Source organism: Salmonella sp. SAL04162, assembly GCF_046551535.1.
In the GTDB taxonomy this organism is placed as follows: Bacteria; Pseudomonadota; Gammaproteobacteria; order Enterobacterales; family Enterobacteriaceae; genus Salmonella; species Salmonella enterica.
The window spans coordinates 1-13,670 of record NZ_JBGDVX010000007.1 but is presented as its reverse complement, the minus strand read 5'-3'; the positions used below and the strand labels follow the sequence as shown (position 1 = coordinate 13,670).

Here is a 13,670-nt window from a genome sequence, read left to right as displayed (position 1 = left end):
TGCCTGCGAAGCCCGATAGACACTATCGGGCTTCTCTTACGGCATCAGTTGCAATAATCCATATCCCACCAGCGCCGCCCATGCCAGCATCGGCAGCGAATAGAAATGAAATCGCCACCAGATTCGGCGATCGTTCGCCATCCGTAAAGCAATAAGATTTGCCAGCGACCCCGGCAGCAGACCAAACCCGCCGATATTCACCGCCCACGCCAGCAGCGTCGAGGCCGGTACATAGTTCAGCAGGAGAATGGTACTGGGCACATTACTGATAACCTGAGACAAGCCGATAGCGGTTAGCCAAAGTCCCAGGTGAGACAGTGCGCCAACCTGGTTGAAAACGCCCTGCAACGCCGGCAATTGCGTTAGCAGATGGACATCAATAAACATCGCCATAAATACCAGCAGCAGCGTCCAGTCCACGCTGACTATCACCCTGCGCGCCAGCACAATAAACCCAGCCGCCACCAACACCAGTCCCCATAACTCTTGCCTGAGCTCCAGCGCGGTAAGAAAAACGACATATAATCCCAGGCAACTCCACACCAGACGGGGCTGCCACTGCGGCGAACGCGTACCGGTATGATACTGTAACGCCCTACCCGGAAAACAAAACCAGCACAGGAGCAGTAACGTCAGCATCATCATGACGGCAAGCGGCGCCATTTGCCCGCTAAATTCAGCAAAGGTTAAGCCGGAGCGTCCCCACAATAGAATATTTTGCGGATTACCGACAGGCGTCAGCAGCGAACCGGCGTTCACCGCCAACGCCTCAAAAATAATCAATCGGTTGACCGGAATCGCACACAGTTTTTTCAACGTTATCGTCAGCGGCACAACGATAAACAGCGCGACATCGTTTGTCAGAAAGGTCGACAGCACCGCCGCAGCCAGCACCAGGAACATCGCCAGTTGCCGCTCGGTATGAAATCGGCGCGTCATCTTGCGTCCCAGCACATCGAAATAGCCGCTCAGCTCAACGCCTTTAGTGAGCAACATTAACCCACTGAGGGTAATAATGGTGTGCCAGTCAATCGCGCCAGGCCAGGCGCGAGGCGCAAAAGGAACAAACAGGCTTAACGCCATCCCCACAATGATCAACAACTGAAAAAAACGGTCACGCCGCAGCGCCCGTAAAAAAGCCAGATTCATTCTGCAGATGTTCCATGCTGTTGCGTGAAGGCCAAAAAGGCATCCAATGTCTCCTGGCTGACATGGTGTTCCATCCCTTCCGCATCACGACGCGCGATCTCCGGACTTACGCCTAACACCAGTAAAAAATTTTCGACAATTTGGTGCCGCTCGCGGCTTTCCTGCGCCAGCTTCTCCCCTTCCGGCGTCAGAAAAACGCCGCGCCAGGGGATCATTTGAATAAATCCTAACGATGCCAGGCGCTTAAGCATTTTGGCCACAGTTGGCTGGGAGACGCCGAGCCGAGCCGCCATATCCACCTGACGCGCTTCCCCTACCTCAATAATTAAATCGGAAATCAGCTCAACGTAATCGTCTATCAACTCACGGCGATGCGCCTCTCTGACCTGACGAAATCCTTCAACGTGTTCTTCTACGTTCACCAATTGCGTCACTTTTTTTGTTGTTGGCGTACCTGCGCGACGACCCATTTTGCTTCCTCGTTTCTGTGACGCGTTAACGCGTCAGCTGACAGAGCGCTCATTGTAAACCAGAGTTGTCCGGGCACAAAAAATTAACGTTTTAGCAATAGCTATAAAACATAGCCTGTGCTATATCTGTATGTAATGCAGACATCCCTCACGGATCGATGGGATAGAAACATCAGGAGGTTTATATGAACGAATTTAAGAGGTGTATACGCGTGTTCAGTCACTCTCCCTTTAAAGTCCGGTTAATGCTGCTCTCTATGTTGTGCGATATGATCAACGGCAAACCGGAACAGGATAACCCTTCCACGAAATAACGCGGCGGTGCGGTACGCCGCTTTATTTTGCATCCTCAACGGAAATGGCGCCCATTTCCCCTGTTTTTTTGTGGTTTTGCTATTCTCTTCGCAAAACATTTTCTTTCCGGCGGTTGACCTTCTTACCCGCACGCTCTATCTTCTGGCAGCCCTGAATATTTTGCGACTCGCCGTTGCGAACCCAATACCTTTTTTACGCATAATCAGGCAGGTAATGACCCTTCGCGCCAGGGTTAGCACATGGCGTTTTTGCAATAGTGGCATATGAATTCAACCCTTATCGATTCACTTCTCGCCCGTCGTCGGGCTGTAAGCCCGTGGGCGGGCCTCTACTTTTTACAGTCGCTGCTGATTAACCTCGCGCTCGGCTACCCCTTTAGCCTGCTTTATACCGCGGCGTTTACCTGCCTGTTGCTGCTGCTCTGGCGCTACCTGCCCCGCGGACAAAAAGCGCTGCTCGGCATTTGTTCGCTGGTAGCCGCTTGCTATTTTCCCTTTGGCCAGGCTTACGGCGCCCCGAACTTTAATACGCTGCTGGCGCTGCACTCCACCAATATGGAAGAGTCGAGCGAAATCCTGACCATCTTCCCGTGGTATAGCTACCTGACCGGACTTTTTATTTTTGCGCTGGGTATTATTGCGCTTCGCCGCCGAAAAGAAGAGGTCAGGCCGCGCTGGAATAGCCTCGACAGCCTGTGCCTGCTGATTAGCGTCGCGGCATTTTTCGTCGCGCCGGTACAAAATCTGGCATGGGGCGGCGTTTTTAAGGTTATTGATACCGGCTATCCGGTTTTTCGCTTCGCTAAAGACGTTATCGTCAATAACAACGAAGTCATTGAAGAGCAGCACCGTATGGCGCAGCTATCCGGCATAAAAGATAGCTGGACGGTTACTACGGTGAAACCCAGATATCACATCTATGTCGTGGTGATAGGTGAAAGCGCGCGACGGGATGCCATGGGCGCTTTCGGCGGCCACTGGGATAATACCCCCTTCGCCAGCCATGTGAATGGCGACTTCTTTATGGATTACATCGCCGCCAGCGGCTCAACGCAAAAATCGCTCGGTTTAACGCTCAATCGCGTGGTGGATAACAAACCGCAGTATCAGGATAACTTCGTCACGCTGGCTAACCGCGCCGGTTTTCAGACATGGTGGTTTTCCAATCAGGGGCAAATCGGTGAATACGACACGGCCATCGCCAGTATCGCCAAACGCGCCGATGAAGCGCATTTCCTGAAAAACGGCGATTTTGAAGCGGATAAAAATACTCGCGACGACGCGCTGTTAACCATGACGGCGCAGGTATTGGCGACAGAACGCACGCAACCGCAGTTGATTGTGTTGCATTTAATGGGATCGCATCCCCAGGCCTGTGACCGTACTCAGGGAAAATACGCGACGTTTGTCCAGTCGAAAGAGACGTCTTGTTATTTATACACCATGACGCAAACCGACGATTTGCTCCGTCAGCTCTATACTCAGCTTCGTCATAGCGGCGACAGTTTTTCGCTCGTGTATTTCTCCGATCACGGGCTGGCGTTTAAAGAGCGCGGCAAAGCGGTACAGTACCTGGCGCATGACGACAAATTCCAGCAAAACTTCCAGGTGCCGTTTATGGTGCTATCCAGCGACAGTAAAGCGCATCGGATCATTAAAGCTCGCCGTTCCGCGAACGATTTCCTGAGTTTTTTCTCGCAATGGACAGGAATTAGCGCTAAAGAGATCAAAAATCGCTATCGATTTATTTCGGAACAGAAAGCCGGGCCCGTTTATATCACCAATTTCAAATTACAGAAAGTGGACTATAACCATCTGGGCAGCGATATTTTTTCACTAAAATAATGCATGTTTCAGGCAAAAAAAATCCGCCCCGAAAGGCGGATTTTTCATTTTCACCGACGTGATTAGAAGCGGTAACCCACGCCAGCAATCCAGGTGCCAACGTCAACGCTACGAATACGGCTCTGCTCGTAAGAGAAGTCCAGAGCAACATTTTCCATCGGGTTGAATTGCAGACCAGCGCCATAGGAGAAGCCATAATCGCTGGTGTCATGCTTGTAGGTTGGGTAATCGGTCGTCTGGAATTTACCGTAACCCACACCGACTACACCGTAGATGCTCGCCCAATCGTTCAGACGGTAAGCCGGGCCGGCAGTGATGCCGTAGTACTGACCTTTGTTGTAATCGCCCGCACCGTTAGTACGATCTTTTTCGGTGTAGGTGAAGGAACCGATTACGCCCAGCGGGTTGTCGTCCTGCTCGTAACGATACTTCAGGTTGAAACCGCTCATTTTATTCGCTACGCCCTGCGCGTCGCTCTGAGCGTAACCACCGGTAACGGTAGAAGTAGCAGCTACTGCAGTACCTGCGGAAAAAGCCAGAACAGCGGCCAGTGCTGAAAGACATGCAATTTTTTTCATAACCACCTCAAATGTGCTTCAAGTAAGTCCTAAGTTTTAAATATATCAAAAATTAATGGGAAACTCTTTGCGATTCACGGTGTCTAAGGGCGCCTTTCATGTAACAGAACGTTTCCATATCGCGCTATCTTATTCAATTAACATCACTTTTCCGGCTGATTGCACCAATAATGCGCGTGCGACGCGATACATTCATCCAGATTATTCCTAAACTAACAGTCTATTTATCCATCAATTTAAGTTCATTTTATGGAATCCTGGAAATTTTTTTTCAACGAATCCTCAACCGCCACGGGGAATTTCCATTACACTGCCACCTTTACTCGTACTGACATTTTTTGACAGGAGAAAGGATGCCGGGGTCAACACGTAAACTACCAGTCTGGTTGCCCATTTTGGTTTTGCTCATTGCCATGTCCTCTATTCAGAGTGGCGCTTCACTGGCGAAATCGTTATTTCCTCTTGTCGGCGCGCCGGGCGTAACGGCGCTTCGTCTGGCGTTGGGAACGCTTATCCTTATCGCCTTTTTCAAACCCTGGCGTTTGCGTTTTGCCAAAGAGCAGCGACTGCCTTTGCTGTTTTATGGTCTGTCGCTGGGCGGGATGAACTATCTATTCTATCTGTCGATTCAGACGGTGCCGTTGGGTATTGCGGTCGCGCTGGAATTTACCGGTCCTCTGGCGGTCGCGCTGTTTTCATCCCGGCGGCCGGTAGATTTTATTTGGGTCGTACTGGCTGTGCTTGGACTCTGGTTCCTGCTGCCATTAGGGCAAGATATGTCTCACGTCGATCTTACCGGGGCCGCGTTGGCGCTCGGCGCTGGCGCCTGTTGGGCTGTCTATATTCTTACCGGCCAGCGAGCAGGCGCGGAACATGGTCCGGCCACGGTGGCGGTAGGCTCGCTGATTGCCGCCATCATTTTCGTGCCGATTGGCGCAGTTCAGGCTGGCGACGCGCTATGGCACTGGTCGATTCTTCCCTTAGGGTTAGCGGTCGCTGTGCTTTCTACGGCACTGCCTTATTCACTGGAAATGATTGCGCTGACGCGTCTACCAACCCGCACCTTCGGTACGCTGATGAGCATGGAACCCGCGCTGGCCGCCGTTTCCGGGATGATTTTTCTGGGCGAAACGCTTACGGGCATACAAATCATGGCCCTGTGCGCCATCATTGCCGCCTCAATGGGATCTACCCTAACGATTCGCCGCGAACCGCAAATTAAACAAGTTGACGTAAAATAGTTTCTTATTCTGCATGATGTGCATAATCATGCAGAATATCACCTCGTTATTCACCTTTTATTATCGCGCTATTACTTCGTCATTTTTTGTCATATTTTTTCTCATTTTTTACATTAAAATGAGAATTATTACCCAACAAACAACAAGCTCGCCTAACTAATTGATTTACAATCAAAATAAATATTAAATCTTGTCTGTACTATTAAAGTGATAGGTAAATTCAAAAAAGCAAAGTTAAAAACCGGTGCTATACTTATTTTCGTTAATTACCTGGGACACAAACATCAAGAGGATATGAGATTATGAGTACCGCTAAACTGGTAAAAACAAAAGCGTCTAATCTGCTTTATACCCGTAACGATGTATCAGAGAGCGATAAAAAAGCGACGGTTGAGTTGCTTAATCGTCAGGTGATCCAGTTCATTGACCTGTCGCTGATCACGAAACAGGCCCACTGGAACATGCGCGGTGCTAACTTTATTGCCGTTCATGAGATGCTGGATGGCTTCCGTACCGCACTGACCGATCATCTGGATACTATGGCCGAGCGCGCCGTACAGCTTGGCGGTGTGGCGTTAGGCACCACGCAAGTTATCAACAGCAAAACTCCGCTGAAAAGCTATCCGCTGGACATCCATAACGTGCAGGATCACTTAAAAGAACTGGCCGATCGCTACGCTGTTGTCGCTAATGATGTTCGCAAAGCTATCGGTGAAGCCAAAGATGAAGACACTGCCGATATCTTTACCGCCGCATCACGCGACCTCGATAAATTCCTGTGGTTTATCGAATCCAACATCGAATAAATCTATCTCTACCCTGAATACTTCGAGTTGCAGGAAGGTACAAACGCAGCGAATCCGCAGGAGCCTGACTTCCGTCGGTCACTGAAGCGAACGCACCTGCAACTTGATGTACACAGGTATATAAGTCATCCCTATACCCCTGCCTGGCACAGGGGTTTTGCACTTAAATAGTGCACACGTCTTGTACTCCCCCTCAATAAAAGTGAATTATTTGTAATAATTACATCACACAATCGTTAATTAAAGATTGTTTTAACAACAATTTTTACGCTAAATAGACCCTGTATCTCTACTTTGTTATTCATGCACTAAATCAGTGCCCCAAAACGGTGCGGCATACTGGTTTTGCCCGACTTATTGTGCACAGGAATGATTCACGCTTCTGTTAAAACAATGAGTTACATAATTGGCATGATTTTTTCATTATGCTACATGTTCTCGCAGGGGATCGCCCCGTGGATAGAAAAGGAAATGCTATGAAGTCTCTATTAAAAGTTTCACTGGCTGCACTTACCCTGGCTTTTGCGGTGTCTTCGCACGCCGCGGATAAGAAACTCGTTGTGGCAACCGATACGGCGTTCGTTCCGTTTGAATTTAAACAGGGCGACAAATACGTCGGTTTTGATGTTGATCTGTGGGACGCTATCGCGAAAGAACTGAAGCTGGACTACACCCTGAAACCGATGGATTTCAGCGGCATTATTCCGGCATTACAAACCAAAAATATCGATCTGGCGCTGGCGGGTATTACGATTACAGACGAGCGTAAAAAAGCGATCGATTTTTCCGATGGCTATTACAAAAGCGGTCTGCTCGTGATGGTGAAAGCCAACAATAACGACATTAAAAGCGTTAAAGACCTCGATGGCAAAGTCGTTGCCGTGAAGAGCGGAACCGGGTCGGTGGATTACGCGAAAGCGAATATCAAAACCAAAGACCTGCGTCAGTTCCCGAACATTGATAACGCGTACATGGAATTAGGCACCAACCGCGCAGACGCCGTTCTGCACGATACGCCGAACATCCTGTACTTTATCAAAACCGCAGGCAACGGCCAGTTCAAGGCGGTAGGCGAATCGCTGGAAGCACAGCAATACGGAGTTGCCTTCCCGAAAGGCAGCGATGAACTGCGCGAGAAAGTCAACGGCGCGCTGAAAACGCTGCGTGAGAATGGCACCTATAACGAAATCTACAAAAAATGGTTCGGTACAGAACCTAAATAAAACGACCTGATGTTGGCTTGTGGCCCGGTAGTGAGGACGCTCACCGGGCCTACAGCTCTTTTTCGTGACGGATAAGACACTTTCACGCCATTTCCGCGCCGGATAGAGCATTTGACTATTTACACCACGGTAACAGGAACGACATATGCAGTTTGACTGGAGCGCCATCTGGCCCGCCATTCCGCTTTTGCTTGAGGGCGCTAAAATGACCCTGTGGATCTCGGTCCTCGGTCTGGCTGGCGGCCTGGTTATTGGACTGGCGGCAGGTTTTGCCCGTACGTTTGGCGGCTGGTTCGCCAACCACATCGCCCTGGTTTTCATTGAAATTATTCGCGGCACGCCCATCGTTGTCCAGGTCATGTTTATCTACTTTGCCCTGCCGATGGCATTTAATGATTTGCGTATTGATCCGTTCAGCGCAGCGGTCGTGACAATTATGATTAACTCCGGCGCTTATATCGCGGAAATTACTCGCGGCGCAGTACTATCCATTCACAAAGGTTTTCGCGAAGCGGGTCTGGCGCTGGGCCTTTCTCGCCGGGAAACCATCCGCCATGTTATTTTACCGCTTGCTCTGCGCCGTATGCTGCCGCCGCTGGGCAACCAGTGGATCATTAGCATCAAAGACACCTCGTTGTTTATTGTTATCGGCGTAGCCGAGCTGACCCGTCAGGGCCAGGAAATTATTGCCGGTAACTTTCGCGCCCTGGAAATCTGGAGCGCCGTGGCCGTCTTCTATTTGATCATTACGCTGGTGCTGAGCTTTATTTTGCGTCGTCTTGAAAGAAGGATGAAAATCCTGTGATTGAATTTAAAAACGTCTCCAAGCACTTTGGCCCCACCCAGGTGCTGCATAACATTGATTTAAACATCCGTCAGGGCGAAGTGGTTGTGATTATCGGCCCTTCCGGTTCGGGTAAATCCACGTTATTACGCTGTATCAATAAACTGGAAGAGATCACCTCCGGCGATCTGATTGTCGATGGTCTGAAAGTCAACGATCCTAAAGTAGACGAACGGCTGATTCGCCAGGAAGCCGGCATGGTGTTTCAACAGTTTTATCTGTTCCCGCATCTGACCGCGCTCGAAAACGTGATGTTCGGTCCTCTGCGCGTGCGCGGCGTAAAGAAAGAAGAAGCGGAAAAACAGGCGAAAACACTATTAGCGAAAGTTGGACTGGCGGAACGGGCGCACCACTACCCCTCCGAGCTTTCCGGCGGTCAACAACAGCGCGTCGCCATTGCCCGAGCGCTGGCAGTGAAGCCGAAAATGATGCTCTTTGACGAGCCAACCTCCGCTCTGGACCCTGAACTGCGCCATGAAGTGCTGAAAGTCATGCAGGATCTGGCGGAAGAAGGCATGACCATGGTCATTGTCACTCACGAAATAGGCTTTGCCGAAAAAGTCGCCTCACGGCTGATTTTCATCGATAAAGGCCGTATTGCCGAAGATGGCAGTCCGCAGGCGTTGATCGAAAACCCGCCAAGCCCACGTTTACAGGAATTTTTACAGCACGTCTCCTGAGATATCGCCCTTCCTGCCCTGCGGCAGGAAGGGCATCATGGAATAGTCCCATTTCATTTTCCCTCCCCTGCGCCATCTATACTTAGTGTTTTGCGTCTCTTTTCTCACTGGAGGAGTCATGCGGTGGACCCTGTTCATCCTTTTTTGTCTACTGGGCGCGCCTGCCCATGCGGTCGCCATACCCGGCGTGACCACGGGGACATCAACCAGCCAGCAAGCAGCGCCAGAGCCCAGTCCTGAACAAAAAAAAGCGGCCTATGCGGCCCTGGCTGACGTACTGGAGAACGAGGCTTCACGTAACGAATTAATAGCGCAACTCCGCGAAGCCTCAACCACGCCGCCGACCGAGCCGTCGCCAGCGCTTGCGCCGCCTGCGGCCAAAGATGAGAAAACGGTACTGGAGAACGTCACCACCGTTACCCGTCAGTACGGCGATGCTTTCGCTACCCGTTTCGCCCAGCTTTATCGCAACATCACCGATGCGCCGCACAAGCCGTTTAACTCGCAAACCTTCACCAACGCGTTAACCCACTTTTTATTTCTGGCCGTCGCGGTATTTGGTTTTTATAGCGTGATACGGCTTTGCGCCCTGCCGTTATATCGAAAAATGGGCCTGTGGGCGCGCAAGAAAAACCGTGAACGCAGCAACTGGTTACAGCTCCCGGCGATGATCGTCGGCGCGTTTATTATCGACCTGCTGCTACTGGCGCTCACCTTATTTATCGGTCAGATGCTCAGTGATAATTTCCATGCGGGAAGTCGAACTATCGCTTTTCAGCAAAGCCTGTTCCTGAATGCCTTCGCGCTGATAGAGTTCTTTAAAGCGATTCTGCGGCTTATTTTTTGCCCTAATGTACCGGAATTACGCCCATTCGCGATTCAGGATGCGACAGCGCGTTACTGGAATCGCCGTATGAGTTCCCTTAGCAGTTTGATTGGCTACGGGCTGATTGTTGCCGTTCCGATTATTTCCAACCAGGTGAATGTTCAGGTTGGCGCGATGGCTAATGTGGCGATCATGCTCTGCATCACCATCTGGGCGCTGTACCTGATCTTTAAAAACAAAGCGGAGATTACGCAACATTTATTAAGTCTGGCGGAACGATCATTAGCCTTTTTTAGCCTGTTTATCCGCGCCTTTGCGCTGGTGTGGCACTGGCTGGCCAGCGCCTACTTTATCGTGCTGTTTTTCTTCTCGTTATTCGACCCAGGCAATAGTCTGAAGTTTATGATGGGCGCGACCGTGCGCAGTCTGGCGATTATTGGCATCGCGGCGTTTATCTCCGGTATGTTTACCCGCTGGATAGCGAAAACCATCACCCTGTCGCCCCACACGCAGCGCAATTACCCGGAATTACAAAAGCGGCTTAACGGCTGGCTCTCCTCGGCGCTAAAAGTCGCACGCTTTTTGACCGTCTGCGTCGCCGTTATGCTGTTGCTCAACGCCTGGGGATTATTCGATTTCTGGCACTGGCTACATTATGGCGCGGGGGAAAAGATGGTCGATATCCTCATCCGTATCGCGTTAATCTTATTCTTCTCCGCCGTGGGATGGACGATTCTCGCCAGTCTGATTGAGAATCGCCTGGCCTCCGATATTCATGGCCGCCCGCTACCCAGCGCCCGCACGCGCACGCTGCTGACGCTGTTCCGCAATGCGCTGGCAGTGATTATCAGTACCATAACCATCATGATCGTGTTATCGGAAATCGGCGTCAATATCGCGCCATTGCTGGCTGGCGCGGGGGCGTTAGGTCTGGCTATCTCTTTCGGTTCGCAAACCCTGGTGAAAGATATTATTACCGGCGTCTTTATTCAGTTTGAAAACGGGATGAATACCGGCGACTTAGTCACCATAGGCCCGCTGACGGGGACGGTCGAAAGAATGTCGATTCGTTCCGTCGGCGTGCGGCAGGATACCGGGGCATACCATATTATCCCGTGGTCCTCGATCACCACTTTCGCCAACTTTGTGCGCGGTATCGGCTCAGTTGTCGCCAACTATGACGTGGATCGCCATGAGGATGCGGATAAAGCGAATCAGGCGCTGAAAGACGCGGTAACGGCGCTGATGGAGACGGAGGATATTCGCGGGCTGATTATCGGTGAACCCACGTTCGCCGGTATTGTCGGTTTAACGAACACGGCGTTTACTTTACGCGTATCGTTCACCACCCTACCGCTCAAGCAGTGGACGGTGCGTTTTGCCCTTGATAGCCAGGTGAAAAAGCATTTTGATCTGGCCAATGTGCGCGCGCCGGTGCAAACGTATCAGGTTCTGCCCTCCCCCGCCGGCGGCCCGTCGCCTGATTCACTGCCGCCGCGCGAACCGACGATTTAGCGTTTACGGGTGATAAAACGGCGACGCTGGTCGTCATCCATAAAGGTCCAGGCGATAAAGCGGCTTTGCTTTTGCCCCTGGGCCATCTCTTTTTTCACCACTTTCACCGCGCCAGCCTCCGTCAACGCCCGGTAAAGCGGCGGTAAATTCTCGCCGCGCGACACCAACGTCGTAAACCACAACACCTGACGGCGGAAGGTTTGGCTTTCAGCAATCATTTTTTTAATAAAGGCGACTTCGCCGCCTTCGCACCATAGCTCCTGCTGTTGACCGCCAAAGTTCAGCGCATCATCTTTATTCTGCCCCAAATTGCGGCGCTTACGCTCGCTGCCCGCGCGAGCTGCGGCGGCGGAGTCGTGAAAAGGCGGGTTACAAAGCGTTGCGTCATAAAATTCATTTTTATGAATGATACCGGTAAAAATGGCCGCCGGATCTTTTTGCCGACGCAGACGAATGGCGCGGCTTAACCCCGTATTAGCCTGAATGATAGCCTGCGCGCTGGACATCGCTGCGTCGCTGACTTCACTACCGGTAAATCGCCAGCCATATTCATGAACGCCGATAAGCGGATAAATACAATTGGCGCCCACGCCCACGTCCAGAATAGTTGCCTGCGCCGGAATACTCCCTGTCGTTTCGCCAAGCAGATCCGCCAGATGATGGATATAATCCGCACGGCCAGGCACTGGCGGACATAAAAACCCTGGCGGAATGTCCCAGTGTGTGACGGCATAAAAATGCGCCAGCAACGCCTTATTGAGCGCTTTTACCGCTTGCGGATTAGCAAAATCAACGCTTTGTTCACCGGCGGGCGTGCGGATAAGAAAGGACGTCAATTCCGGCGTGGTCTGACACAGTGCGGCGAGATCATAACGGTGTTGATGGCGGTTGCGCGGGTGTAACCCCGATTTCTGGGCGGACATGGCATTCTCCTTTTAGCAGCGGCGTAAGATACCCGTATAACGCCACGGGGTAAATATACCACCGCGAATTCCCTGCCTCGCTCGTTTGATCGGATATCTGAATGACATTGGTTCTGCTCATGGTCTGAAAAGATCGCGCGATGCGATTTTTTCGCCTGACGGCGCTACACTTAACCTCAGGTACCCTAAAATCAGGAGAGCGTGATGGCATCCGGCTGGGCAAATGACGACGCAGTGAATGAACAAATCAACAATACCATTGAAGATGCCGTTGCCCGCGCTCGCGGCGAACTTCCCCACGGCGAAAGTCGCGATGAATGCGAATCTTGCGGCGATCCTATCCCTGAAGCGCGGCGTAAAGCCGTACCGGGCGTTCGGTTATGCATATCCTGCCAGCAGGAGAAAGATTTACATAACGCAACATTTTCAGGATATAATCGCAGAGGTTCAAAAGACAGCCAGTTACGCTGACTTTTCTTTACCGAAACCGCCAGTATCATCCATTCCTTTACGCTCATGCTTTTTAGCATTCTGCGTCGCAGAATGTGCCGTTAACCTCGACTCTGTAAAGCCAGTTGACAAGAACGGTAAATTCCACCGTTGAATTAATTAATAATCAATAGGTTATTTGTCATTCAAAAATTTTGAGCAAGGCCGTCAATTCTATTCGATTTTATCTTTCGCAAAAAACCGTGATACTCATCACATCGACGGAACATCGTCCCATAAACAGAATAACCTGCGAGAGATTAATCATGAAAACCATTAAATATGCTGTTGCAGCCATCGCGCTTTCCACCCTTTCTTTTGGCGCTTTTGCCGCAGAACCGGTTAGCGCGTCTCAGACGCAAAACCTGCATAAAATCGGCGTAGTGTCTGCCGATGGCGCCACCACGCTAGATGGCCTGGAAGCTAAACTGGCTGAAAAAGCCGCCGCTGCTGGCGCAAGCGCTTATAACATCACCTCCGCCGTAGGTAATGACAAAATGAGCGGCACTGCGGTGATTTATAAATAATTTACCTGCCCGCCAGATTTCAGGCTGTAACATCGCTGTTGTTTGAATTCTGACGGGTATTACCCTCGTCTGTTTGCCAACAGACCCACTGCTCCAACCCTCATTAACCCTGTTTGTTACCCTTATTTGCCCGTCCGCCACTGGACGGGCTTTTTTTATTCGCTTGACCCGTCCTGAATAGCGTTGACACGTTCCAGACTTAAATCCGGAGAACGTGATGATGACTGAGTTCAAACGCAC

At 51.0% G+C, this 13,670-nt stretch carries 14 protein-coding genes; 10 read left to right on the top strand and 4 right to left on the bottom strand.

Translation table 11 applies throughout. From position 1 onward, the window contains the following. Window positions 1–36: 36 nt before the first annotated feature. On the bottom strand, window positions 37–1,149 hold the full coding sequence (locus ACLJRH_RS15020; protein ID WP_001046525.1) for an anion transporter: 1,113 nt from the start codon (window positions 1,147–1,149) through the stop codon (window positions 37–39). Beyond that, window positions 1,146–1,619 (bottom strand): manganese-binding transcriptional regulator MntR, encoded by a 474-nt coding sequence (gene mntR / locus ACLJRH_RS15015; RefSeq protein WP_000533542.1) that lies wholly within the window; start codon window positions 1,617–1,619, stop codon window positions 1,146–1,148. Before mntR ends, ACLJRH_RS15020 begins: the two co-directional genes overlap by 4 nt. Window positions 1,620–1,804: 185 nt before the next feature. On the opposite strand from mntR, the gene mntS reads away from it, so the two are divergent. Both mntS and ACLJRH_RS15005 read left to right on the top strand, forming a co-directional pair. After that, window positions 1,805–1,933, top strand: coding sequence for a manganase accumulation protein MntS (gene mntS / locus ACLJRH_RS15010; protein WP_001001755.1), 129 nt, complete (start codon window positions 1,805–1,807; stop codon window positions 1,931–1,933). Window positions 1,934–2,197: 264 nt separating this feature from the next. After that, a complete protein-coding gene (locus tag ACLJRH_RS15005; RefSeq protein WP_023137168.1) occupies window positions 2,198–3,778 on the top strand; it encodes a phosphoethanolamine transferase in 1,581 nt (526 codons plus the stop codon). Between the two features lie 62 nt (window positions 3,779–3,840). On the opposite strand, the gene ompX is transcribed toward ACLJRH_RS15005, so the two are convergent. Beyond that, window positions 3,841–4,356, bottom strand: a complete 516-nt coding sequence (gene ompX / locus ACLJRH_RS15000; protein ID WP_000716763.1) for an outer membrane protein OmpX — start codon at window positions 4,354–4,356, stop codon at window positions 3,841–3,843. 353 nt (window positions 4,357–4,709) lie between these two features. Here ompX and rhtA point away from each other — a divergent pair, with 353 nt between their 5' ends. From rhtA to ybiO, 6 genes are all read left to right on the top strand, one after another. Then, entirely contained in the window at window positions 4,710–5,597 is an 888-nt protein-coding gene (gene rhtA / locus ACLJRH_RS14995) for a threonine/homoserine exporter RhtA (protein ID WP_001119555.1), read from the top strand. 302 nt (window positions 5,598–5,899) lie between these two features. Next, window positions 5,900–6,403: a DNA starvation/stationary phase protection protein Dps gene (dps, locus tag ACLJRH_RS14990; protein WP_000100805.1), complete on the top strand. Its 504-nt coding sequence runs from the start codon at window positions 5,900–5,902 to the stop codon at window positions 6,401–6,403. 476 nt (window positions 6,404–6,879) lie between these two features. Beyond that, window positions 6,880–7,626 (top strand): glutamine ABC transporter substrate-binding protein GlnH, encoded by a 747-nt coding sequence (gene glnH / locus ACLJRH_RS14985; protein ID WP_000838671.1) that lies wholly within the window; start codon window positions 6,880–6,882, stop codon window positions 7,624–7,626. Window positions 7,627–7,771: 145 nt separating this feature from the next. After that, window positions 7,772–8,431: a glutamine ABC transporter permease GlnP gene (glnP, locus tag ACLJRH_RS14980; protein WP_001159076.1), complete on the top strand. Its 660-nt coding sequence runs from the start codon at window positions 7,772–7,774 to the stop codon at window positions 8,429–8,431. Continuing rightward, complete coding sequence (glnQ, locus tag ACLJRH_RS14975) at window positions 8,428–9,150, top strand: glutamine ABC transporter ATP-binding protein GlnQ (RefSeq protein WP_023137167.1); 723 nt, start codon at window positions 8,428–8,430, stop codon at window positions 9,148–9,150. Before glnP ends, glnQ begins: the two co-directional genes overlap by 4 nt. 118 nt (window positions 9,151–9,268) lie before the next feature. Continuing rightward, the gene (gene ybiO, locus ACLJRH_RS14970) at window positions 9,269–11,491 is read left to right on the top strand and encodes a mechanosensitive channel protein (RefSeq protein ID WP_023137166.1); all 2,223 of its coding nucleotides are present in this window, start codon (window positions 9,269–9,271) and stop codon (window positions 11,489–11,491) included. On the opposite strand, the gene rlmF is transcribed toward ybiO, so the two are convergent. Beyond that, window positions 11,488–12,414, bottom strand: coding sequence for a 23S rRNA (adenine(1618)-N(6))-methyltransferase RlmF (gene rlmF, locus ACLJRH_RS14965; RefSeq protein ID WP_023137165.1), 927 nt, complete (start codon window positions 12,412–12,414; stop codon window positions 11,488–11,490). The genes ybiO and rlmF overlap by 4 nt on opposite strands. 204 nt (window positions 12,415–12,618) lie before the next feature. Here rlmF and ACLJRH_RS14960 point away from each other — a divergent pair, with 204 nt between their 5' ends. Next, window positions 12,619–12,885 carry a DksA/TraR family C4-type zinc finger protein gene (locus ACLJRH_RS14960; protein WP_000146332.1) on the top strand — a complete coding sequence of 89 codons (267 nt, stop codon included), beginning with the start codon at window positions 12,619–12,621 and terminating at the stop codon, window positions 12,883–12,885. A gap of 284 nt (window positions 12,886–13,169) precedes the next feature. Continuing rightward, the gene (gene ybiJ, locus ACLJRH_RS14955) at window positions 13,170–13,430 is read left to right on the top strand and encodes a DUF1471 family protein YbiJ (protein WP_000849089.1); all 261 of its coding nucleotides are present in this window, start codon (window positions 13,170–13,172) and stop codon (window positions 13,428–13,430) included. Window positions 13,431–13,670 lie beyond the last annotated feature (240 nt).